The organism is Sphingomicrobium sp. (assembly GCA_036563485.1).
Taxonomy (GTDB): Bacteria; Pseudomonadota; Alphaproteobacteria; order Sphingomonadales; family Sphingomonadaceae; genus Sphingomicrobium.
On record DATCMI010000001.1, the window covers coordinates 2,237,709 to 2,260,139 of the forward strand.

Annotated in this window: 18 protein-coding genes, 1 tRNA gene and 1 pseudogene; 6 read left to right on the forward strand and 14 right to left on the reverse strand. The window is 65.0% G+C overall.

Features of this window, described 5'->3' with window-relative positions:
• Positions 1-4: 4 nt before the first annotated feature.
• Positions 5-1,210: an FAD-dependent oxidoreductase gene (locus VIL42_11710; GenBank protein ID HEY8593510.1), complete on the reverse strand. Its 1,206-nt coding sequence runs from the start codon at positions 1,208-1,210 to the stop codon at positions 5-7.
• Positions 1,207-1,413 (reverse strand): DUF2945 domain-containing protein, encoded by a 207-nt coding sequence (locus VIL42_11715; protein ID HEY8593511.1) that lies wholly within the window; start codon positions 1,411-1,413, stop codon positions 1,207-1,209. The genes VIL42_11710 and VIL42_11715 overlap by 4 nt, the downstream gene beginning before the upstream one ends.
• A gap of 68 nt (positions 1,414-1,481) precedes the next feature.
• On the opposite strand from VIL42_11715, the gene VIL42_11720 reads away from it, so the two are divergent.
• Both VIL42_11720 and VIL42_11725 read left to right on the forward strand, forming a co-directional pair.
• Entirely contained in the window at positions 1,482-3,278 is a 1,797-nt protein-coding gene (locus tag VIL42_11720; GenBank protein ID HEY8593512.1) for a cation:proton antiporter, read from the forward strand.
• Positions 3,279-3,300: 22 nt separating this feature from the next.
• Positions 3,301-3,864, forward strand: coding sequence for a hypothetical protein (locus VIL42_11725; GenBank protein ID HEY8593513.1), 564 nt, complete (start codon positions 3,301-3,303; stop codon positions 3,862-3,864).
• Between the two features lie 2 nt (positions 3,865-3,866).
• Here the strand turns inward: VIL42_11725 and VIL42_11730 are convergent, their stop codons facing one another.
• Genes VIL42_11730 through VIL42_11740 form a run of 3 tightly spaced genes read right to left on the reverse strand, consistent with a single transcriptional unit; the run spans position 3,867 to position 7,387 of the window.
• Positions 3,867-4,310, reverse strand: a complete 444-nt coding sequence (locus VIL42_11730; protein HEY8593514.1) for a GFA family protein — start codon at positions 4,308-4,310, stop codon at positions 3,867-3,869.
• Positions 4,307-6,961: an alanine--tRNA ligase gene (alaS, locus tag VIL42_11735; GenBank protein HEY8593515.1), complete on the reverse strand. Its 2,655-nt coding sequence runs from the start codon at positions 6,959-6,961 to the stop codon at positions 4,307-4,309. Before alaS ends, VIL42_11730 begins: the two co-directional genes overlap by 4 nt.
• 57 nt (positions 6,962-7,018) lie before the next feature.
• A complete protein-coding gene (locus VIL42_11740; protein ID HEY8593516.1) occupies positions 7,019-7,387 on the reverse strand; it encodes a DUF4186 domain-containing protein in 369 nt (122 codons plus the stop codon).
• Between the two features lie 38 nt (positions 7,388-7,425).
• Between VIL42_11740 and mtgA the strand changes: the two are divergent.
• Both mtgA and VIL42_11750 read left to right on the forward strand, forming a co-directional pair.
• Positions 7,426-8,154, forward strand: a pseudogene (mtgA, locus tag VIL42_11745) (monofunctional biosynthetic peptidoglycan transglycosylase).
• 320 nt (positions 8,155-8,474) lie between these two features.
• The gene (locus VIL42_11750; protein ID HEY8593517.1) at positions 8,475-9,182 is read left to right on the forward strand and encodes a hemerythrin domain-containing protein; all 708 of its coding nucleotides are present in this window, start codon (positions 8,475-8,477) and stop codon (positions 9,180-9,182) included.
• Here VIL42_11750 and dnaE read toward each other — a convergent pair.
• The 6 genes from dnaE to VIL42_11780 all read right to left on the reverse strand — a co-directional run bounded on the left by dnaE (position 9,179) and on the right by VIL42_11780 (position 17,520).
• The gene (dnaE, locus tag VIL42_11755; GenBank protein ID HEY8593518.1) at positions 9,179-12,634 is read right to left on the reverse strand and encodes a DNA polymerase III subunit alpha; all 3,456 of its coding nucleotides are present in this window, start codon (positions 12,632-12,634) and stop codon (positions 9,179-9,181) included. The two genes, VIL42_11750 and dnaE, sit on opposite strands and share 4 nt — an antisense overlap.
• A 68-nt stretch (positions 12,635-12,702) precedes the next feature.
• Complete coding sequence (locus VIL42_11760; GenBank protein ID HEY8593519.1) at positions 12,703-13,770, reverse strand: hypothetical protein; 1,068 nt, start codon at positions 13,768-13,770, stop codon at positions 12,703-12,705.
• A gap of 61 nt (positions 13,771-13,831) precedes the next feature.
• Entirely contained in the window at positions 13,832-14,515 is a 684-nt protein-coding gene (locus VIL42_11765; protein ID HEY8593520.1) for an ABC transporter ATP-binding protein, read from the reverse strand.
• Positions 14,508-15,758 carry a lipoprotein-releasing ABC transporter permease subunit gene (locus VIL42_11770; GenBank protein ID HEY8593521.1) on the reverse strand — a complete coding sequence of 417 codons (1,251 nt, stop codon included), beginning with the start codon at positions 15,756-15,758 and terminating at the stop codon, positions 14,508-14,510. Before VIL42_11770 ends, VIL42_11765 begins: the two co-directional genes overlap by 8 nt.
• On the reverse strand, positions 15,755-17,077 hold the full coding sequence (locus VIL42_11775; GenBank protein HEY8593522.1) for a proline--tRNA ligase: 1,323 nt from the start codon (positions 17,075-17,077) through the stop codon (positions 15,755-15,757). The genes VIL42_11770 and VIL42_11775 overlap by 4 nt, the downstream gene beginning before the upstream one ends.
• A 366-nt stretch (positions 17,078-17,443) precedes the next feature.
• Positions 17,444-17,520 (reverse strand) — tRNA-Met (locus VIL42_11780).
• A gap of 140 nt (positions 17,521-17,660) precedes the next feature.
• Between VIL42_11780 and VIL42_11785 the strand changes: the two genes are divergently transcribed.
• Positions 17,661-18,086 (forward strand): DUF3775 domain-containing protein, encoded by a 426-nt coding sequence (locus tag VIL42_11785; protein ID HEY8593523.1) that lies wholly within the window; start codon positions 17,661-17,663, stop codon positions 18,084-18,086.
• On the opposite strand, the gene VIL42_11790 is transcribed toward VIL42_11785, so the two are convergent.
• The 3 genes from VIL42_11790 to VIL42_11800 are packed head-to-tail and all read right to left on the reverse strand — an operon-like array spanning position 18,083 to position 21,014.
• On the reverse strand, positions 18,083-18,586 hold the full coding sequence (locus VIL42_11790; GenBank protein ID HEY8593524.1) for a 2'-5' RNA ligase family protein: 504 nt from the start codon (positions 18,584-18,586) through the stop codon (positions 18,083-18,085). The genes VIL42_11785 and VIL42_11790 overlap by 4 nt on opposite strands.
• A complete protein-coding gene (locus tag VIL42_11795) occupies positions 18,571-19,125 on the reverse strand; it encodes a PRC-barrel domain containing protein (protein HEY8593525.1) in 555 nt (184 codons plus the stop codon). The genes VIL42_11790 and VIL42_11795 overlap by 16 nt, the downstream gene beginning before the upstream one ends.
• Positions 19,126-19,157: 32 nt before the next feature.
• Positions 19,158-21,014: a potassium transporter Kup gene (locus tag VIL42_11800; protein HEY8593526.1), complete on the reverse strand. Its 1,857-nt coding sequence runs from the start codon at positions 21,012-21,014 to the stop codon at positions 19,158-19,160.
• Positions 21,015-21,264: 250 nt separating this feature from the next.
• Here VIL42_11800 and ald point away from each other — a divergent pair, with 250 nt between their 5' ends.
• Positions 21,265-22,371 carry an alanine dehydrogenase gene (ald, locus tag VIL42_11805; GenBank protein HEY8593527.1) on the forward strand — a complete coding sequence of 369 codons (1,107 nt, stop codon included), beginning with the start codon at positions 21,265-21,267 and terminating at the stop codon, positions 22,369-22,371.
• Positions 22,372-22,431: the final 60 nt, after the last annotated feature.

Genomic DNA, 22,431 nt, shown 5'->3' on the forward strand with positions numbered 1-22,431 from the left:
TCAGTCATGCGGCTTCGCGGGTGAGCACCTTTTCCCGGCGAATGCCCAAGGCGATCGCGCGGCCGATCACGCGCCGGATCGCCGGCTGCGAGTGTGCGAGGCGCAAGGGCAGCGGCGGCCGACGCATTGGGCGGTCACGCCACAGTATCGGGGCTAGAACCCAGTTCTGCGCCACTTTCTGCACCGCCTGGATGACCCCGGCGGAAAAAGCGCGCCGCGCCTGCACTTTTCGGAGCAGGTGGTCCACCCGCTCACCTCGGGAGAGCGGCTCGGCCAGCAGATTGGCAGCCGCAACCGCGTCCTGAATGGCGATGTTGATGCCGATGCCGCCCATCGGCGACATCGCGTGGGCAGCGTCGCCGATTGCCAGCAGCCCCGGACGCGACCAGCGCCGAAGCCGGTCCAGGCTGACTTCCAGCAGATGGAGCTGATCCATGCTGACGAGGTCGCCGCCGATCCGGCCGAGCCGCGGCTCCAGTTGCTCCAGCTGTTCGACTAACTGGTCGATCCCGCGTCCCCGCACTTCCGCTGCGCGTCTCTTCGGGAAGACGAGAGCGCACTGCCAGTAATGCCCGCGATCCACCCGAACCAGGATCTGGCCAGCCTCGACGGCAATCCGCAGGGTGCCGCGTTCATCGCTGCGCTTGGGCAGCTCGAACCAGAAGACGTCGATCGGCGATCCCAGATCCTTGATTGGCAGGACGTCCTGCTCGCGAACCAGGCTGCGCCGCCCGTCGCAGCAGAGGACGAGCGGGCATTGCACCTCCTCACTGGAGGTCAGCCGGACGCCGGAAATCCGCGTACCGCTGAAGAGCAGCCGTTCGGCAGCTACGCCCATCTGCAGTTCAAAGTTCGGGAGGCGCTCGGCCTCGCTGCGAAGGAAGTCGAGGAAGTCCCACTGCGGCATGATCGCCACGAAGGGTGTCGACCCGCGGACGCCTGACAGATCGCCGACGACCATCTCCTCGCCGGCGATCCGCAACTCAGCGCGCCACAGGCGCTGGTGCGGTCGCTCGAGAAAGCGGTCGAGCAGGCCGATGTCCCGGAGCACGCCCATCGTTGAAGGGTGGACCGTGTCGCCGCGGAAATCGTGCAGGAAATCCTCATGCTTTTCGACCACTCGCACGCGGCAACCGCTGCGCGCGAACAGCAGGCCCGCCATCAACCCAGCGGGACCGCCGCCGATGATCAGCAGATCGGGATGCCTCACGCCTTGGTGAGGGCTTCCGGCTTGTGCGCCGCCTGCTTCCCTTCGTCCGTCTCGACCAGAAATTCGGGGTTGTCCTTCGACGCCGCGACCTTGTGGCCCTTGATCTGGCATTCGGACGTCAGCTTTTTCACGACCTTCCCGTGCGCGGTGCCGCCGTGCGATTTCCACGTGACCTTGTCGCCCGCCTTGAGCTGCTTCGCCATGTCATTCTCCTCCGCCCCAGCAACGCACAGGCGGTGACAGTCTGTCCCTCACCTGCTCTAAAGCGGGTATGCACGGCGACGAATTCAGCACCTCGGGCCTTAGCGATGCGCTGGTGATCCTCGGCGCTGCCGGGATCGTCATCCCGGCCTTCGCGCGCTTCCGCATCAGCCCCATCATCGGCTTCATCCTGATCGGCTTGCTGGTGGGGCCGGCAGGCCTCGGCTCAATGGCGAACGACGTGCCCTGGCTTAGCTATGTCACCATCTCCAACCCCGAGGCGATCGAGCCGTTCGCCGAGCTTGGCGTTATCCTGCTCCTCTTCTCGATCGGGCTCGAGCTGTCGTTCCGGCGCTTGTGGTCGATGCGAAGGCTGGTGTTCGGGGTCGGGGCGGCGGAGCTGCTCCTGTCCGGCGCACTGATCGGGTTTGGCCTCTACCTGATGGGCCAGGGAATGGCCGGAGCAATCGGGCTCGGCCTTGCACTTGCCCTCTCGTCCACCTCGCTCGTCATCCCTCTGGTCGGCACGCACAGTGCAGTCGGACGGTCATCGCTGGCGATGCTGCTGTTCGAGGACGTGGCGATCGTGCCCATCGTCTTCTTCCTCGGCGCGATGGCGCCGACCGCCAACGCGGGCGTCGATTCGCTGTTGCTGACCATGCTGTTCGGCGGTGTCGCAGCGGTCGGGCTGCTGCTGGGGGGCCGGTTCCTGTTGCCGGGGCTGTTCGCACAAGCGGCGCGGACGAAGAGCCCGGAGCTGTTCCTCGCTGCCTGCCTGGTTGTGGTGATCGTCTCCAGCCTCATCACCTCGGCGATCGGCTTCTCGCCCGTCCTCGGCGCGCTGATCGCCGGCATCGTCATCGCCGAGACAGATTATCGCGGCGAGGTGGAGGTGGTGACCGCTCCATTCCGCGGGCTCGGCCTCGGCATCTTCCTCATCACGATCGGCATGAGTGTCGACCTGAGGCTGGTGATTGCCAACTGGCAGGAAATCCTCGTCGCCGTCCTTGCAGTGCTGGGCATCAAGGCGGCCGTCACGGCGGCCCTCCTGCGGATCGAAGGCGCCAGCTGGGCGGTCGCGGCAGAGACCGGCGTGCTGATGGCGTCGCCATCGGAAACGACACTGATCGTACTCGGCGCAGCGACTGCCGCGCAACTCGTGCTGCCCGAAACCGCGGCCTTCTGGCAGATCGTGACCGCGATCGGGCTGACCATCACGCCGCTGCTCGGCAAGCTCGGCAAGCTCGCGAGCCGCGTCGATCGGCATAACCAGTCAGAAGTCGCCGATGCACTGAGCAATGAAGGTCCGCCAAAGGTCGTCCTGCTCGGCTTCGGGCGCGTCGGGCAGATGGTAGCCGACATGCTTGACGCCCATGCGCGGCCCTATGTGGCGGTCGACTCCGACGTCGATGCTTGCCAGCGGGCGAAAGATGCCGGTTACCAGGTCGTGTTCGGCGATGTGTCGCATCCCGAGATCATCGAGCGGCTGCAGCATGCCATACCGGCGGCAATCGTGCTGACGATGGACAATCCGGTGCTGGTCGCCCGCATTGCCAAAAGGCTGCGGGCCAGCTTCCCCGACCTGCCGATCATCGCCCGGGCGCGCGACACCGCCCATGCCGCCAAGCTCTACAGGGCTGGGGTCACCGACGCCGTTCCAGAAACGCTCGAAGCGTCGCTACAACTGGCCGAAGCGACCCTCGTCGATCTCGGCATCGCCATGGGGCCGGTGATCGCAAGTATTCATGAAAAGCGCGACGAGCTGCGCGCGGAAATCAAATCCGAAGCGGACCTTGAGGAGAAGCCTTCCTTGGGCCGTCGACGACTCCGCGAGGCCGCTCCCGCGCCCAACACAGGAACTCGCTAGGCGGGCGCTGCATTGAAGCGGCATGAGAGTTCCGACGCTTCTGTTGCTGTCCGCCGGACTGACGGCTTGTGCGACGGTGGACCCCGATGCTCCGCCGCCTCCCGATCCGATCCCCAGCGTTCGGCCCGCTGAAGTCCTTCAGCCTGGCTTCGACCCGGCATTCGCGCGGTCGGACCTGCTGGCCACAGCCCGCGAGCGCTTCGGCGAAGCCGCGGTGCAGCGGGCGCTGGCTTCGTCCACCTACCTGTTCGCGAAGCGCTTCTATGGGATGGTCCCGCCACCGCCGCCCGGTGCCGGAGCCGATTGGCGCGCGCCGACGCCCACCGCGCTGCTCATCCGTGAAGGCGGCCAATGGCTGTTCGCGACTGCCGATGGTTGGCGCCCGGCCAAGGCCGACGTCGCCGCCGACATCGACAGGCGCATTGCCGAGGCACGGCTGTGGAGCGAGCAGGCTTATACGCCGCCCTGCCCTGATTTCGGCGCCAACCTGCTTTTGCTGAAGGTGCCCGGCAAGGCGGAAACCGTCCGCCAGAGCCTGTGCAGCGGCGCGGCCGCGGACTTGGTGCAGGCGGCACTTACCGCCTGACGTCAGGCGTCCCCCGGCTCGAAACGCAACCGCCCCGCGACGTAGCTCTTTCCGTCAGGATCGTCGCTCGGGTGGCGCTCGCCATCGTTGACCACCACCTCGGGAAAGTCGAACGGCGACACGCCGTTTAGGCAGGCGACGTTGATGCCTAGCTCGTCTGGGTTCGAGCGGCGCTTGTGGTGCGTGTAAATGCCGCAGCGGGTACAGAAATGATGTTCCGCGACTCCGGTGTTGAACCGGTAAGTCGCAAGCTTGTCCTCGCCTTGATGGAGCCTGAAGCCTTCGACGCTGCCAGTCACTGCGATGGCGCCGCGCATCCGGCATATCGAACAGGTGCAGCGCCGGGCTGAGGCGAGGCCATTCGGCAATTCCGCTGTGAACTTGACGGCACCGCAGTGGCACGCGCCGTCGAGCGTGACAGGCTCGGGTGAGCTGGTGTCGATCAAGCCGCCACCTTCTCCAGCGCGTCTTTCACGGCGGCGATCGCCTCGCCCGCCTTCGATCCGTCCGGGCCGCCGCCCTGGGCCATGTCGGGACGTCCGCCGCCGCCCTGGCCGCCAAGCGCGGCAACCGCCGCCTTGACCAAGTCGACGGCGCTAAGCTCGCCGGCAAGGTCCTCGGTCACCCCCACGGCAACGCTTGCCCGCCCCTCGTTCACGGCCACGAGCGCGCCGATACCGGATCCGAGCTGCTTCTTCAGGTCGTCAACAGCGCCACGTAAGCCCTTGGGATCGAAGCCTTCGACGACTCGACCGAGAAATTTTCGCCCACCGACGTCCTCGGGCGCCGGAGCATCGCTCTTCGCGCCGCCGCCCATCGCCAGCGCCTTCTTGGCATCGGCAAGCTCGCGTTCTAGCCGCCGCCGCTCCTCGACTAGGGCGGCTATGCGCGCGGGCACTTCATCGGGCGCGCTTTTCAGTGTCGTGGCGGCCTCCCGCAGCTTGGCTTCACGGCCGGTGAGCCACTGGCGCGCCGCTTCGCCGGTCAGAGCCTCGATGCGGCGGACACCGGCAGAGACGGCGCTTTCTGAAATGATCTTGAGCAGCTGGATATCGCCAAGCGCACGCACGTGGGTGCCGCCGCACAATTCGACCGAATAGTCGGCATCGACCCTACGCCCCATGGAGAGGACGCGAACTTCGTCGCCGTACTTCTCGCCGAACAGCGCCATGGCACCGGCCGCAATGGCCTCGTCCGGGCTCATCAGCCGCGTCGTCACCGGCTCGTTCGAGCGGATCTGCTCGTTCACTTCCGCCTCGACAGCCTCAATTTCTTCGCGGCTCAGCGCTTTCGGGTGCGAGAAGTCGAAGCGGAAATAATCGTCGGCGACGAGGCTGCCCTTCTGGGTGACGTGCGAGCCCAGGTGATGGCGCAGCGCGGCATGAAGGAGGTGCGTGGCGCTATGGTTTGCCCGAATCCGGTCGCGCCGCGCGCTGTCGACCTTCTGTTGCACGGTCTCGCCGACCGACAACTCGCCGGCAATCACCTTCGTGCGCAGGACATGAAGCTTGCCGAGCGGCTTAGATGTTTCCTCAACCTCTCCATCAAAGCCTTTGAGCGTCGTTAGTTTTCCTGCGTCGCCAGTCTGGCCGCCGCTCTCGCCGTAGAATGGGGTCTGATTGAGCAGGACCTCCACGGTCTCGCCCACTTCGGCGCGGTCGACAGGCTGGCCGTCCTTGACCAGCGCGAGGACCACACCCTCGCCCTCATCGCCGGCATAGCCCGTGAACTCGGTCGCCCCATGCTCCTCGGCAAGGTCGAACCAGATGTCCTCGCTCGCCTTGGCGCCTGAGCCCTTCCAAGCCGCGCGCGCTTTGGCCTTCTGCTCGGCCATGGCTGCGTCGAAACCTTCACGGTCAACCGCAATGCCTTTGGCGCGGAGCGCGTCCTCGGTGAGGTCGTAAGGGAAGCCATAGGTGTCGTAGAGCTTGAAGGCGGTCGCACCCTCGAGCGTGCCGCCCTCGCCGAGCTCCGAACTGGCTTCGTCGAGCAGCTTGAGCCCGGTTGCGAGCGTCTGGCGGAAACGCGTCTCTTCCTGCTGGAGCGTCGCTTCGATCAACGGCTGCGCCCGGACCAGCTCCGGATAGGCGGCGCCCATCTCGGCGACCAGGGTCGGGACTAGCCGGTACATCAGCGGGTCATTGGCGCCGAGCAGGTGGGCATGACGCATTGCCCGCCGCATGATCCGGCGAAGCACATAGCCCCTGCCCTCATTGGCCGGCAGTACGCCGTCGGCGACAAGGAAGCCGCAGGCACGCAGATGGTCGGCGATGACCCGGTGGCTGGCCTGAGTCTCCCCTTCCGCCTTGGTGTGGGTCAGCTCCTCGCTAGCGGAGATCAGCCGCTTGAACAGGTCCGTGTCGTAATTGTCGTGGACGCCCTGGAGCACCGCTGCCACGCGCTCGAGGCCCATCCCGGTGTCGATGCTCTTCTTCGGCAGCTCCGACACGATCTCGCCGGCCGCCTGCTCGTATTGCATGAAGACGAGGTTCCAGATCTCGACGAACCGGTCGCCGTCCTCGTCCGGGCTGCCCGGCGGGCCGCCGGGGATGTGGTCGCCATGGTCGAAGAAGATTTCCGAGCAGGGTCCGCATGGGCCGTCGTCGCCCATCGCCCAGAAATTGTCCTTGGTTGGAATGCGAATGATCCGGCTTTCCGGAAGGCCGGCGATCTTCTTCCACAGGTCGAAGGCTTCATCGTCGGTATGATAGACGGTGACGGTCAGGCGGTCCGCGCTGAGCCCCCACTCCTTCGTGACCAAATTCCAGGCGAGCTCGATCGCGCGATCCTTGAAATAATTGCCGAACGAGAAATTGCCGAGCATTTCGAAGAAGGTATGGTGCCGGGCCGTATAGCCGACATTGTCGAGATCGTTGTGCTTGCCGCCCGCGCGCACGCATTTCTGCGAGCTGGTTGCGGTGCTGTACGGCCGCGTCTCGAGACCGGTGAAGACGTTCTTGAACGGGACCATGCCGGCGTTCACGAACATCAGGGTCGGATCGTTCTGCGGCACCAGCGGCGCCGAGGCGACGCGCGCGTGCCCTTCCTTCTCAAAATAGTCGAGGAAGGAGCGGCGGATATCCGCCATCGTCATCAGCGCGTTCGAAGCCATGGCTCGCATGTAAATGCGCTGCTGCACTGCGGCAAGGAGAGGCTAGTGCACCTGCTCTTCTATCCAGCGGGCGATTGCAGCGATGACATGTTCCTGTTCGGCCGCCGTCAGCGGCTTGCCCGCAGCGATATTGTGCCACTTGGCGAGACAGGACCGGCAGCAAGTTGCCGTGGCATGCTGGGCGATGAAGACTGGGTGCCCGCGCATCGGTGTCTGCTTGCCGTCGTTGAGCGGCTCTGCGGTCGCCAGGCGCTTGGCGATGAAGTCGCGACCATGGTCGAGCACGGTCGGCAGGCCGCGCTGATCGAGGTAAGCGCGCTCTTTCGGGCCAAGCCGAAACCGCCGCCGGAAGGCCGAGCCGGTCAGCCGATCGAAAACATCGTCGAGGTTGCGCACCTCGTAAGGGTGCAACTCTCGACGCGCTTTGTCAGCCTCGCTAGCAGTCGAGCATGGCGCGACGGCAGACTTCCTCGATCCCCAAGTACAAGCGGCGGCGGCAGCGCTCGTTCGGCGGGCGCCTGCTTCGCTGGCTCGCCACGCTGATCCTCGTCTTCCTGCTCGGTTCGCTGCTGTGGGTCCTCGCCTATCGCTTCGTGAACCCGCCGATCACTTTCAACATGCTTGGCGACATCGTCGCCGGCCGCGGCGCGACAAAGGAATGGATGCCGATCGGCCAAATCGACCGCGACATGGTGCGCGCGTCGATCGCTGCCGAAGACAGCAAGTTCTGTTCGCACGGGGGCTTCGACCTTGAAGCCATTGAAGATGCGATGAAACGGAATGCATCGGGCGGCCGCATCCGCGGTGGGTCGACGATCAGCCAGCAGACGGCGAAGAACGCCTTCCTGTGGAACGGCGGCGGCTATTTCCGCAAGAGCCTGGAGGCCTGGTTCACATTTCTGATCGAGCATCTTTGGGACAAGCGCCGGATCATGGAAGTCTATCTGAATGTCGCAGAGACGGGGATCGGCACCTACGGCGTGAACGCCGGAAGCGAACGCTATTTCGGCCATGACGCGAGCGCCATGAGCGCGACCGAAGCGGCACGCATCGCCGCGATCCTGCCATTGCCTAAGAAGCGCGGCGCAACCGCGCCCAAGGGCTTCACCCGCCGCTATGGCAACACGATTGCGGCTCGGCTCGGCGTGGTGGGCCGCGATGGGCTCGACGCCTGCGTCTATCAGGGCGCGTCGGCGCCCGTGAACAAGGCGCCGCCTGCGGCTACGAAGAAGGCTCGCCCGCTCCCTGGCGAGGAATATGAAACGGCAAAGCCGCTGCCGCCGGTCGAGGATGTTGTGCGTGAACTTCCCCCCGCCGCCGAAGAGCCGATGGTGGAAGAGCCGGTGTTGAACAATCCGTCGCCGGCAGCCGAGCCGCCGGCTGAACCCGAGAACGCCATCTAGCTTCGCGCCGAAGCGAGGGTTGCGAGCGTTTCGCAACAGGAACGCCCTCCCGTGCCTGTCCGTTTACGGAGCAAAATCAGGCAAGGAGGAATTCAATGGCCACCCGTACCGAGAGCCGTTCGTCAAACCGCAGCACGTCCACTCGCAGCCGGTCCACCGGCAGCGGAAACAATACGAGCCCGAAGCGGAGCGGCTCGACCGAAAACCGCAGCAGCTCGAACGAAAGCCGCGAAAGCGGAAACCGCAGCGCCTTTTCATGGGGCGAAGGCGCAGGCCCGATCATCGCCGCGGCGATCGGCGGTGCTGCGATTGGCTTTGCCGCCAATTATGCCCGCAAGGGCCTGATGCAGGGCATGGAAGCCGCGATCGGCGATTGGGACGAGATCCTCGCTGCCGAACATGATGCGACGCTCGCCGTCTTCGACAAGATGCTGGCGACGGACCAGAGCCAGACGTTCAAGCGCAAGATGCTGTTGATGAAGCTCACCCATGCGCTCGACAAGCACGCGCACCAGGAAGAAATGGTCGTCTATCCGGCGCTTCGCGAAGCGAACATCGTCGTCGAGGCCGATCAGCTCGAGCAGGAGCATGGGCAGGTGAAGACCTACCTCTACGAACTCCAGCAGATGGGCGCCGATAGCCCGAACTGGCTTGACACCGTTCGCGAGTTTCGCGGGCTCGTGTCGCGCCACGCCCATATGGAGGAAGAGGAAGTCTTCCCGGCGTTCAAGCGCGACCTTTCCGAGCAGCAGAACGCGAAGATCACGAGCCTTGTGAACCGCGACGGCTTCTGGATGGCTTAGCCGACCAGGGCGAGCTTCGGCGGCTCCTGAACGGAGAGGTCGACGCTCCCTTCCCCGACGATGCGCTCGATGCGGGCCGAAAGCTCCGCGTCGAGCGCACAGTCGCGTCCGGCGACCACGACCGCTTCGCCGCCGCTCGCCAGCGGCAGCAGGAAGCGGACCAGCCCGTTCGAGCCGCGCGACTCTGCCAATTCTGCGGCGACGCGCTGCGCGGCGGACTGGTCGGCAAGCCTGATCGTCATCTGGAGACGCGTTCGCTTCGCCAGGTCCGCGAAGGGCTGCACGCGCTTGATGGTGACCCTCGGCATTTCGTCACCGGCGCGGCGGTCGAGCTCGACGCTTAGCAAGCCGCACTGCCCGGCCTTTGCCGCAGTCTCCAGTGCAGCGGTCACTTCATCGTCGAACGCGGTGGCGATGAACTGGCCTGAACTGTCGCTCAGCGTCGCCATCATATAGCGGCGGCCACGTGCCGAGGTGCGCCAGCGCGCTTCCTCGACAAGCCCGGCCATCATCGCCCCAAGCCGCTCGCCTTCCGCAATCCGCATCTCGCTGATCTCGGCGAAGGTCTTGACCTTGTGCGCGGCAAGCAGGTGGCGAGCAGCGTCAACCGGATGAGCGGAGAAGTAGAAGCCGAAGGCGTCGCGCTCGGCCGCCATGCGTTGGGCCATGGTCCAGGCGGCGTCTCGGGGAAGCCGGATCGGCGCCGCCTCGGCCGGTCCGCCGCCGAACAGCGCGGCCTGCCCCGTCTCCCGCTGATCATGGGCGCTCGCCGCATGGGCGAGGATCGTCTCTGCTCCCGCGAATACTGCGGCGCGGTCAGGGTTTACGGCATCGAACGCGCCGCCTCCGGCAAGGCTTTCCAGCTGACGGCGGTTGAGCATTCGCGGGTCGATGCGTGCCGCAAAGTCTTCGAGGCTGGCGAAGGCGCCTCCCCGGTCCCGTTCCTCGACCAGCGCTTCCATCGCCTTCTCGCCCACACCCTTGAGCGCACCAAGCGCGTAGCGAACGCAATTGCTATCGGCGCCACTCTCGACCGTGAAGTGCGCGTGGCTGGCATTGATGTCGGGCGGCAGGCACTCGACGCCGCCGCGGCGCATGTCCTCGACGAAGATCGACAGCTTGTCGGTCAACGCCATGTCGAAGCTCATCGACGCCGCGTAGAATTCGGCGCGGTGGTGCGCCTTCAGCCAGGCGGTGTGATAGGCGACGAGCGCATAAGCGGCCGCGTGGCTCTTGTTGAAGCCGTAGCCCGCAAACTTGTCGATCAAGTCGAACAGCTCGTTGGCCTTCGCAGCCGGGATCTGGTTGTGCTCGGCGCATCCCTTCACGAAGGTCTCGCGCTGGGCGTCCATCTCCGCCTGGATCTTCTTGCCCATCGCGCGCCGCAGCAGGTCCGCGCCGCCGAGCGAGTAGCCGGCGAGGATCTGCGCCGCCTGCATCACCTGCTCCTGGTAGACGAAGATCCCGTAGGTCTCCTTCAATATGCCTTCGAGCAGTGGGTGCGGATATTCGATCTCTTCCTCGCCGTTCTTGCGGCGGCCGAACATCGGAATGTTGTCCATCGGACCCGGCCGATAGAGTGCGACGAGCGCGACGATGTCGCCGAATGCGGTCGGGCGCACCGACGCCAGGGTCCGCCGCATGCCTTCGGATTCGAGCTGGAAGACGCCGACCGTGTCGCCGCGCTTGAGCAGCTCGTAGACCGCCGGATCGTCCCACGGCAGCGCGCCATAATCGAGCTCGATGCCTTGCTCCGAAAGCAGGCGCTGCGCCTCCTTGAGGACGGAGAGCGTCTTAAGGCCAAGGAAGTCGAATTTCACCAGGCCCGCAGCCTCGACATATTTCATGTCGAACTGCGTCACCGGCATGTCGGAGCGCGGATCGCGGTAGAGCGGGACTAGCTCGTCCAGCGGACGATCCCCGATCACCACGCCCGCTGCGTGGGTCGAGGCGTGACGCGGAAGCCCCTCGAGCTTCATCGCCAGGTCGAACAGCCGCTTGACCTCTGGATCCTTATACTCGGCCGCGACTTCGGAGACGCCGTTGAGCGACCGCTCCAGGGTCCACGGGTCGGTCGGGTGGTTGGGGATCAGCTTCGCAAGCCGGTCCACTTGCCCGTACGACATCTGCAAGACGCGGCCGGTGTCCTTGAGCACCGCCCGGGCCTTTAGCCGCCCGAAGGTGATTATTTGGGCGACCTTGTCGCGGCCGTACTTCTGCTGGACGTAGGAAATGACCTTGTCGCGATGGGTTTCGCAAAAGTCGATGTCGAAGTCCGGCATCGACACGCGTTCGGGGTTGAGGAAGCGTTCGAACAGCAGCCCGAGTGCAAGCGGGTCGAGGTCGGTGATCGTCAGCACCCAGGCGACGACCGAACCGGCGCCCGATCCGCGACCCGGACCGACCGGAATGTCGTTGGCCTTCGCCCATTTGATGAAGTCGGCGACGATCAGGAAGTAGCCGGCGAAGCCCATGCCGATGATGACATCGAGCTCATAGTCGAGCCGCTCGCGATAGGGCGCCTTCTCCTCTTCGGAGCGCCCGGCGAGCCGCGCATCAAGGCCGGCATAAGCGTCGGCCCGCAGCTGCTCGTCCTCATCCTCGCCGAGACGCGGCAGGATCGGCTTGCGCTTGGGCGCGGCGACGGCGCAGCGCTGCGCAATCACCGCTGTGTTCGCCAGCGCCTCGGGCAGGTCCTCGAACAGCTCGGCGATGGCTTCGCTATGTTTGAGCCACGCATCCGGTGACGACGTCACGCGATCGCTGCTTTCGACATAGGCCGAGCCGGCGATGCACAGCATCGCGTCGTGCGCGGAATGAAAACTGGGATCAAGGTAGGCGGCCGGGTTCGTGGCGACCAATGGCAGGTCGCGGGCATAAGCGAGCTCGATCAGGCCATGCTCCGCCGCCTCCTCTACCGGGTCGTTGCGGCGGGAAATCTCGATGTAGAGCCGGTCAGGAAAGAGCGCCTGCAACCGGTCGAGGTAGGCTTCGGCCTTGAGCTGCTGACCGTCGGCGAGGAGCTTCGCAAGGGCACCTTCCCCGCCCGCGGTCAGGGCGATCAGCCCGCCATTAAGCTCATCCAAGGCTTCGAACGGCACATGCGGCTCTTCCTCGATCGGCCGATCGAGATGCGCCGCGGACACCAGCTTGCAGAGGTTCGCATAACCGCGATCCTCCTTGGCCAGCAGCACCAGCCAGTCGATTGCTGCCTCGCCTCCGAGGTCTTGCGGTCGCTTCACGGCGAGCATCGCGCCGATGATCGGCTGAACGCCCTTGCCGATGCAGGCGTCGCTGAACGGCATGACGCCGTAGAGGCCGTTGCGGTCGGTTACCGCAATGGCTGGGAAGCCGAGCTTGGCCGCGCGTTCGGCAATCGTCTTCGGCTCCATCGCTCCTTCGAGCATGGTGAAAGATGAAAAGACGCGGAGCGGAACGTACGGCTGAGTCACGCCGGCGAGTATGAAGCTTGAGGGCGCCGCGCGACAAGCACGGGTGCCCACTTATCCACCGCTTATCGCTACGGGCTCCAATCCCCGTTCGCGATGTCGCGGATCTCGCGCATGCGCCCGCGATACGCCTCGGCGATGCAGGCGTCCGATCCGCAACGCTCGCGATAATTGAGGAAGCGGCCGCGAGTCTGCTGGAGCAAGGCTCGCTCGCGCGGACCGGCGTCCGACAACGCGCGATTGAATTGCGACGCCATCTGGCGGTCCAGCGAGGCGAGACCGGAGTCGCTGCACACCGCCCTTTCGCTCCGCGTGCTCGCGTTCGCGCAATTGAAGCTTGGACGCGCGCTGGTAGTCTGCGGTGCGGCCGGAGCTGGCGATGGGGCAACGGGTGGCGGGCTTGGCGCGGCGGGCACCGCGTCCGGAGCGTCGGCGCCCTCGTCCACGGCTGTGTCATCAGCATCATCGGTCTGGACGGCTGCCGGCTGGGACGTGCGGGCGAGCGTCGCCAACGGCGTGACGATCGAATCGGCGTTGCGAAGCAGGACGACATTGCCGCTGCCGTCGGCGGCCGGCTGCACAGTGTAATCGATGTCGGAGCTGAGGGTGCGGCGTCCGCCGACCGCGGCAACACCGGGCGGCAGGTCGAGGGCCAGCGATCCCGAGCAGTTCACCCGGCCATTGTCGCCGTCCTCGCTCTCCATCACCGGGTTCTGCATCCGCAGCGATGCGTAGGCCGACAAGCGGTCGAACGCGGCCTGATCGCTGCCGCGGACCTGAGCGGCGCGCCGGAACAGCTCGCGTTTGATGAGGTCGTAAGTCTGCTTGCTCCCGCAGAGCTTTTCCGGATCCGCTGCCGCGGCCGCATTCGAGCTCTCGGCACCGGTGAGCTTGTCCTGGTCGGAATTGCCGCGGCCGACGAACAGCCACAGGAGGAGCAGCAGCAGGACGACGCCGCCCAGCGCGATGTAGATCGGATTGATGCCGTTGCGGCGGCTTTCGACCCGCGTCTCCGTGCGACTGCGCGTTCGGCGCGCCGGTTCAGGCCGCGGCTCGGACACCGGTTCGGTCGTCTCGATCCGGTCCCTTCGCCTGTTGATGGGCCATTCCGGTCCGCTGCCGCGATCGTCGCCGTTCATCGGTTCGTGTGTCCCTCTTCCTGTTCAGCAGCGGAACGCAGCGAAGCGCCCGAGGATGCAATCAGGCGGCGGGTTGCAACCTACCTTCGTGAAGCCGCACCACTCGATCCATGCGCGCGGCGAGACGTTCATTGTGGGTCGCCACCAAAGCGGCGCTTCCCTCGCCGCGCACGAGGCTCAGGAATTCGGCGAAAACCGCGTCGGCAGTCTGCTCGTCGAGATTGCCGGTAGGCTCGTCGGCAAGCACCAACGGCGGCTTGTTGGCGAGAGCGCGAGCCACGGCAACGCGCTGCTGCTCACCACCCGAAAGCTTCGAAGGCCGGTGCTCGAGCCGTGCGCCGAGCCCAAGCGCGCTAAGCAGATCCCGGGCGCGCTGCTGCGCCGGCTCCATCTCGGCCCCGCGCACCAGTTGCGGCAGGACGACATTCTCGACCGCCGTGAACTCGGGCAGGAGATGGTGGAACTGATAAACGAAGCCGAGCAGGTCGCGGCGGAGACGCGTCCGGCCCTCATCGTCGAGGTCGGCGGCTTCCTCGCCGTTCAGGCGGATCGTTCCTTGGAAGCCACCTTCAAGCAGTCCGACGGCCTGGAGCAGCGTCGACTTGCCCGAGCCCGACGGCCCAAGAAGCGCGACGATCTCGCCCGGCTGGATCGCCAGTTCGACGCCGCGCAGCACGTCGATAGTGACGTCGCCCTGCGTGAAGCTGCGCCGGAGCTCGCTGGTAAGAAGGACCGGCTCACTCATAGCGGAGCACCTGAACGGGGTCCGTCCTTGCCGCCCGGCGAGCCGGGAACAAGGTGAACAGGAAGGTCAGCACGAGCGTCACGACGATGATTGCCAGCACCTCCAACGGGTCGGTCTTGGACGGCAGCTCGGTGAGGAAACGGACCGAGGGATCCCACAGGTTCGCGCCGGTGACGAGCTGGATGAAGTTTACGACGCCTTGGCGGAAGAACAGGAAGATGGCGCCAAGAATGGCGCCGAGCACGATGCCGATCCCGCCGATCGTCAAACCAACGGTCATGAATACGCGCGTCATTGCCTTGCGGCTCGCGCCCATGGTGCGGAGGATTGCGATATCCCGCGTCTTCGCCCGCACCAGCATGATCAGCGATGAGGCGATGTTGAAGGCGGCGACGAGGATGATCAGCGACAGCACGACGAACATCGCCACGCGTTCGATCTCCAGGGCCTGGAACAGGGCCGAGTTCATCTGACGCCAGTCGGTAATGATGCCCTTGCCCTGCACGACCCGCTGCAGCGGCGTGAGGATGTCCTGCACCTTGTCGGGGTCGCTGGTCTGGATCTCCACCGTGCTGACCTGGTCGCCGAGCAGGAGAAGCTCCTGCGCGTCCTGCATCGGCATGACGACGAATGCCTTGTCATAGTCGTAGACGCCCACCTCGAAGATCGCGCCCACAGTGTAGGTGACTTCACGCGGAACGGTGCCGACCACCGTCGAGCGGCCTTCGGGATTCCACAAGGTAATCTGGCTGCCCGGAAAAGCACCGAGCGTGCTTGCGAGCCGCGAACCAATTGCAACGCGTCCGGCTCCAGAAACGATCGATCGAATGTCGCCGGCCTGGACGTTCGACGTGATCGTCTTGTTGGCGCGGATGTCCTCGACCCGCATGCCGCGCACGAGCACGCCTTCGAAGCGGCCGTTCGCCGTGGCCATCAGCGGGGTTTCGATCAGCGGAAGCGCGGAGGTGACACCGGGCGTCTTCTTGGCCGTGTCGGCAATTCGCGCCCAATCGTTGAGCCGGCCGTCATAGCCCTGGACCACCGCATGACCGTTCAAGCCGACGATCTTGTCAAACAGCTCGGCGCGGAAGCCGTTCATCACGCTCATGACGATGATCAGCGCCGCGACGCCAAGCGTCACCGCGCCAATCGAGAAGGCGGCGACGACGAAGATGAACCCCTCGCCCTTGCCGGGAAGCAGGTAACGCCGAGCAAGCATGCGCTCGTAGCGGTTGAGGATCATGCGGTGAGCCTCGCGAGTGCGGACTCGATGCTCAGTTCCTCGCGCTCGCCGGTGCGGCGGTTCTTCAGCTCGACCGTGCCGCTTGCGACCCCGCGCGGGCCAACGATGAGCTGCCAGGGCAGCCCGATGAGGTCCATGGACCCGAGCTTGACGCCGCCACGCTCGTCGCGGTCGTCGTAAAGCGTCTCCACCCCGGCGCCGGTGAGCTTTTCGTAAATCTGGTCCGCGGCCGCGGTGGTCGGCTCGTCATCCGAGCGCATGGTGACCAGTCCGACACGCCACGGCGCCACCGCCTCGGGCCACACGATGCCGGCCTCGTCATGGCTCGCCTCAATGATAGCGCCGACAAGCCGCGAGACGCCGACGCCGTAGCTGCCCATGTGCGGGACGACCGGGCTCCCGTCCTTGCCGGAAACCTTCAGGCCCATGGCGCTCGAATATTTCTCGCCGAAGTAGAAGATATGGCCGACTTCGATGCCACGGCCGGTGCGGCGCTTGTCCTCGGCTACCGCGTCCCACTTCGCCTGATCGTGAGTCTCGTCCGTCGCCGCGTAGGTCGAGTTCACGCGGTCAAACAGCCCCTGCAGCCCGGCCTCATCGCCGTAGCGCAGGTCTGCCTGGCTCCAGTCGAACTCGTCATAGGCCGCGTCATAGAAGACTTCGCTCTCTCCAGTCGGCGCAAGGACGATGAACTCGTGGCTGAGGTCGCCGCCGATCGGCCCCGACGCCGCCTTCATCGGCACCGCCTGGATGCCGAGGCGCTGAAACGTCCGCAGGTAAGCCAGCATCTGCGTATAATAGCTCTGGCGCGCGCCGGCTTCGTCGAGGTCGAAGCTATAGGCGTCCTTCATCAGGAACTCGCGTCCGCGCATGACGCCAAAGCGGGGGCGAACCTCGTCGCGGAACTTCCACTGGATGTGATAGAGCGTGCGCGGAAGATCGCGATAGCTCTTCACCTCGTCGCGGAAGAGCGCGGTGATCATCTCCTCATTGGTCGGGCCGTAGAGGATCTCACGATCATGGCGGTCGCGGATACGGAGCATCTCGGGCCCGTAGGCGTCATAGCGGCCGCTCTCGCGCCACAGGTCGGCCGACTGCAACGTTGGCATCAGCAATTCCTGCGCGCCTGACCGGTCCTGCTCCTCGCGAACGATCTGCTTGATCTTCTGGAGCACGCGGAAGCCGAGCGGCAGCCACGCATAGATACCGGCCGCAGTCTGGCGTACCAGCCCGGCGCGCAGCATCAGCTTGTGGCTGACGATCTGGGCGTCGGCGGGGCTCTCCTTGAGAACCGGAAGAAAGGCTCGGGACCAGCGCATGGCGCCGCGCTGTAGGGGGGGCTCACGCGCCACGCAACCGCGCACCCCTACCGACCGATATGTGGCGCAGTCGACACATGCCGGGCGTAAAAGCAACGGCAACTGACGTCGCCCCGTGACAGGTGCCTTTTCCCGGCATAATCAGCCGCTTGTCCGGACAAGGCGGCCCTCGGCTCCGCGTTCGGAGGTCGCGGCGGAAGTGACGAGCTGGTTGGTCTGGGGACGCCAGGTCGGAACTATGGGGACTTCCTGCCGTGCCGCACTAAGGGGGCTGACGAGCAATCGTCACGCAAGGCGCCCGGATCGCTCGTCGATCCGGGCGTTTTGCTTTTCAGGCATCCTCGACAAGATCGACGGCACGAAAGTTGGTAGCGGAGGAGGGACTTGAACCCCCGACACGCGGATTATGATTCCGCTGCTCTAACCAGCTGAGCTACTCCGCCCCAAGGCCTGGATCGCCCCCGAGGGGGGGCGGCTGGAGGCGCGCATATAAGAGCGAGCGCCGGACCGGTCAACGAACCGCAAGGCTTTAGGAACCGCTTACTGCTGCTGTCGTTGAGGGGCCGACAATAAGAGGCATTTGATGGACCCGTTGACCCCCCTCGAAACCTTGTGCCGGATCATTCTCCGGGCACGGGAATATGAAGCTCAGACCGCGAGCGACTATGATGACGACGAAGCCGCCGACAATGTCGACGATGAGCAGGAAGGCATGCTCAGCGTTCTCGAAGACGAGATCAACGATGGCGTTGAGGAGGAGCTGAAGGCCGCGTTCGAGGATCTCGGCGAAGACCAGCTCGCCGAAGTGATCGCCTTCTGCTGGGTCGGGCAAGGCACTTACGAGACCGGCGACTGGGACGAAGCGATGGAAGAAGCGCAGGACCTGGTCAGCAGCGGGACCGACGGTGCCATCGACGAGCTGATGGACCAGCCGATGCTCGCCTCGGTGCTGGAATCCGGAATGGCGGCGTTTGAGCTGACTTGCGAAGGGGTCGGCGAAGTCTCCTAAGGCCGGAAGGGGTAGCGCGCGAGCGCTTCCCACGGACCATCCAAATAGCGATGCAGCGCCAGGCCGGCGATTCCCAGCGGCCGTGGCGAGAATTCGCGCTGCATCTTCTCCAACAAAGCACGTGCAACCTTCGGGGCGACCTTGTTCTGGATAGTGATGTGGGGCCGCCATCCGCCGCTGTCCTGTGCGCTTAATAGGCCGTGGAAGCCTTCGGCCAGCTCGTTGCGGACGAAATCCAGGTCGGGGGAGACGATACGGTATGCGACACCGCCGCCGAGATTCATCAGCCCTTCGATGGTGGCGCGCGGCACCCGCCTGCGAACCGCATCGGCAAGGCGGGAGCGGACTTCCGGCTCGGCCGACGGCGGCAGCGCGTGAAACATGGTGAGGTGCGCTGGAACGAAATTGCGTTCCGGCGGGAAATGCGCACGGCGCAGGCCTTCGAGCCAGGAGAAGTCGCCCGCCGCAATCTCGGCAGTGACGATCAGCGCGCCGGCCACTTGTCCCGCTCGAGCGCTTGAAGCTGGTCGAGGTCGCCTTCGGTCGACAATTTGCCATCATCCATGTGGGCGTCGCTCCATGGTAGCCGGCGCAGCGTCTCACCCACCCCTGCGACGCCGCCCTGCGAGACGACGACATAGTTGAGCTTGCCGCTCCCGCAGCCCGCCATCGCATCGACGCAGCGACCGACATCCTGTCCGCGCACAACGACCGGAGCGCTGGTCAGCAATGACACAGGGAACAAGGTTTCGCCCGGGGCGCGAACGCTTGCCTTAGCAGCGGCATGAGCCCCCTCCTCCACTCGTGCCTGGCGGCCAAGCCATCTCCAGACGCCGAACAGGTCAACGAACAGCAGGACGGCGTTCGTCCACAGCAAGGCAGGCTGGTCCGTCAGCACCCCGACCGCGATCCAGCAGATCGCGCCGACCGTGAAGACCGCAAAGCCGTAGCCGGTCACGCGCGAGCCGAGGTTCGCCGCGGTCATCAGCGCCGCAATGATGGTGAGCCCAGTCGCGGCCCAGGAGAAAATGTCAGCCATGCCGCGGCAAATGCGCGGGCATGGCGGAAGGTTCAGATCTCGACCTGGCTCCCAAGCTCGACGACGCGGTTGGTCGGCAGCTTGAAAAATTCCATCGCGCTTTCCGCGTTGCGAAGCATCCAGGCGAACAGCTTCTCTCGCCAGATCGCCATGCCGGGCCGCGACGAAGCAAGCAGCGTTTGGCGCGCAAGGAAGAAGCTGGTGTCCATCATTCGGCACTGCGAACCGAAGGATTTGACCTGAGCCAGCGTCGCGGGAACGTCGATCTCTTCCATGAAGCCGAAGCGGAGCACTGTGCGGTAGAAGCCCGCGCCATAGTCGCGCGTCTCGATGCGTTTCTCGTCCGGCACATAGGGCACGTCTTCGATCCGCACGGTCAGCAGGATGACGCGCTCGTGAAGCACCTTATTATGCTTGAGATTGTGCAGCAGCGCGTGCGGCACGCCGCTTGCCGAGCTGGTCATGAACACCGCGGTACCGGGCACGCGCGCAGCGCTCGGCGCCGCCGACTTGATGAAAATCTCCATCGGCAGGCTCGCCTCGTTCATGCGGGCGATCATCAGCTGCCGGCCCTTCGCCCAAGTCGTCAGCAGCGTGAAGGCGATGGCGCCGACGAGCAGCGGGAACCAGCCGCCCGCGGGGATCTTGAGCAGGTTCGCCGAGAAATAGAGCAGGTCGATGCCGAAGAAGACGAACAGCATCGCGAAGACCAGCCAGCGGTTCCACTTCCACAGCGCCAGCAGCACGACGCTGATCAGCACTGCGTCGATCAGCATCGCCCCCGTCACTGCGATGCCATAGGCCGCGGCCAGGTTTGAGGAGTTGCGGAAGGTGAAGACCAGCAGCAGCACCATCACCAGCAGCGCCCAGTTGACCACCGGAATGTAGATCTGCCCGGCGGCGCTTTCGCTGGTGTGGGTGATCCGCAGACGCGGGATGAAGCCGAGCTGTATCGCCTGCTGCGTGACGGAGAAGGCGCCGGAAATCACCGCCTGGCTGGCGATGATCGTGGCTAGCGTTGCCAGCAGGACCAGCGGCAGGCGGAACATGTCGGAAGCCATGTAGAAGAACGGGTTCTTGACCGTTTCGACAGCTTCGGCAGGCGACAGCGACAGGATCATCGCCCCCTGCCCCATATAGTTGAGGAGGAGCGCCGGGAGCACGAAGTACAGCCACGACACGCGGATCGGCCTGCGTCCGAAGTGGCCCATGTCGGTGTAAAGGGCTTCAGCGCCGGTAACCGCCAGGACCACCGATCCCATGGCAACGAAGGCGCGCACCGGCTCCTGGATGTAAAACTCGATCGCGTTCCACGGATTGAGCGTGTTCAGGATCACCGAAGGCCGCTCGAGAATGTAGTAGATACCGAGCGCCGCAAGCGTCGTGAAATAGATGATCATGATCGGCCCGAACATCGCGCCGACCTTCGCCGTGCCGCGCGACTGGATCGAGAACAAGGCGATCAGGATCACGACCGCCAAGGGAATGACATAGGGCTCGAACAGCGGGTTGACGGTCGTCAGCCCTTCCACCGCCGACAGGACCGAGATCGCCGGCGTGATCATCGAATCGCCGTAGAAAAGCGCCGTAGCGAACACGCCGAGCAGGACGATGCCGCCCGTCCATTTCGCGCGTTTCGCGAGCGAGCGGTTGATCAGCGCCAGCAGCGCCAGGCTTCCGCCCTCCCCCTTGTTGTCGGCTCGCATGATGATCGTCAGATATTTGAACGTGACGATGATCATCATCGACCAGAAGATCAGGCTGAGCACGCCCCAGATGTGAAGCTGGTCGGGCACCAAAGTATGATGGCCGGCGAAGGTCTCGCGGAACGAATAGATCGGGCTGGTGCCGATATCGCCATAGACGATCCCGATCGCGGCGACCGCCATCTTGCCGAGCGGCCCCTGGTGCCCGTGCGCGATCAGGTCGTGATCCGGGGTCCCCGCCTCGGCTCCACCCGTTGCATCGATGCTCATGCTGCTTTGTACTGACCGCCCAAGTTGACGCACTATGGCCCCCGCGGTCGCGCGGCGGTCGCGCCCCACTAGCACTGCGCACATATAGCTGCAATCGAGCGGGACAGCGCCGAAAACCCGGTCTATAGGCCCGGCAAATCTTCAGACGGAGCAATGGAAATCCATGCGCATTGGTGTGCCCAAGGAAATCAAGGTTCATGAATATCGCGTCGGCCTGACGCCCGCATCGGTGGCGGAGCTGGTCAGCCACGGCCACGAGCTGTTCGTCGAGACGAACGCCGGGAACGGCATCGACTGTCCCGACAAGGCCTATGAAAAGGCGGGCGCCAAGATCCTGCCGGACGCCAAGTCGGTGTTCGAAACCGCCGACATGATCGTCAAGGTCAAGGAGCCGCAGCCGGGCGAGATCGCCATGCTCCGCCAAGGCCAGATCCTCTTCACCTACCTCCACCTCGCCGCCGACAAGGATCAGGCGCTGGGTTTGATCAAGTCGGGTGCAATCTGCATCGCTTATGAAACGGTGACCTCGCGCACCAACTCGCTTCCGCTCCTGAAGCCGATGAGCGAAGTCGCTGGGCGCATGTCGGTCCAGGTCGGCGCTCACTATCTCGAAAAGGAACAGGGCGGCCGCGGCGTGCTTCTCGGCGGCGTTCCCGGCGTCGCGCCCGCTAAGGTGGCGATCCTCGGCGGGGGCGTTTCCGGCGTCAACGCGGCGCAGATGGCGACCGGCATGCGCGCCGACGTGACCATCTACGACATCAACAACGATCGCCTCGCCGAGCTCGACATGTTCTTCTCGAGCCAGATCAAGACGGCCTATGCCTCACGCGCGGCGATCGCGAATGCGGTCAAGGAAGCGGAGCTCGTCATCGGCGCGGTGCTCGTGCCCGGGGCTGCTGCGCCCAAGCTCGTCACTCGCGACATGCTCAAGACGATGAAGCGCGGCAGCGTCCTCGTCGACATTGCCATCGACCAGGGGGGATGCTTCGAAACCTCGCACGCGACGACCCACGCCGACCCTGTGTACGAGGTCGACGGGATCATCCACTATTGTGTCGCCAACATGCCGGGCGCCGTCGCGCGGACCAGCGCCTTTGCGCTCAACAATGCGACCCTGCCCTTCGCCATCAAGATCGCGAACCTCGGCGCCGAAGAAGCGATGCGGCAGGACCCGCACCTCGCGAATGGCCTGAACGTCTCGGACGGCAAGATCCGCCACCAGGCGGTTGCCGAAGCGCTCGACTTGGAGTTCGAACCCGTCGCCGCCTAGCGGAACAGATGAAGAACATCGGCGTTGATGCACCGACCAAGTGATTGAAAAGGTGCATCA

What these genes read in the sequence shown, in the direction of transcription:
- VIL42_11760 (HEY8593519.1), bottom strand. Translation starts at nt 13,770, where the DNA reads ATGAACGGCGACGATCGCGGCAGCGGACCGGAATGGCCCATCAACAGG.
- ald (HEY8593527.1), top strand. Translation starts at nt 21,265, where the DNA reads ATGCGCATTGGTGTGCCCAAGGAAATCAAGGTTCATGAATATCGCGTC.
- VIL42_11720 (HEY8593512.1), top strand. Translation starts at nt 1,482, where the DNA reads ATGCACGGCGACGAATTCAGCACCTCGGGCCTTAGCGATGCGCTGGTG.
- VIL42_11750 (HEY8593517.1), top strand. Translation starts at nt 8,475, where the DNA reads ATGGCCACCCGTACCGAGAGCCGTTCGTCAAACCGCAGCACGTCCACT.
- VIL42_11765 (HEY8593520.1), bottom strand. Translation starts at nt 14,515, where the DNA reads ATGAGTGAGCCGGTCCTTCTTACCAGCGAGCTCCGGCGCAGCTTCACG.
- VIL42_11775 (HEY8593522.1), bottom strand. Translation starts at nt 17,077, where the DNA reads ATGCGCTGGTCCCGAGCCTTTCTTCCGGTTCTCAAGGAGAGCCCCGCC.
- VIL42_11725 (HEY8593513.1), top strand. Translation starts at nt 3,301, where the DNA reads ATGAGAGTTCCGACGCTTCTGTTGCTGTCCGCCGGACTGACGGCTTGT.
- VIL42_11800 (HEY8593526.1), bottom strand. Translation starts at nt 21,014, where the DNA reads ATGGCGGTCGCCGCGATCGGGATCGTCTATGGCGATATCGGCACCAGC.
- VIL42_11770 (HEY8593521.1), bottom strand. Translation starts at nt 15,758, where the DNA reads ATGATCCTCAACCGCTACGAGCGCATGCTTGCTCGGCGTTACCTGCTT.
- VIL42_11715 (HEY8593511.1), bottom strand. Translation starts at nt 1,413, where the DNA reads ATGGCGAAGCAGCTCAAGGCGGGCGACAAGGTCACGTGGAAATCGCAC.
- VIL42_11795 (HEY8593525.1), bottom strand. Translation starts at nt 19,125, where the DNA reads ATGGCTGACATTTTCTCCTGGGCCGCGACTGGGCTCACCATCATTGCG.
- VIL42_11785 (HEY8593523.1), top strand. Translation starts at nt 17,661, where the DNA reads ATGGACCCGTTGACCCCCCTCGAAACCTTGTGCCGGATCATTCTCCGG.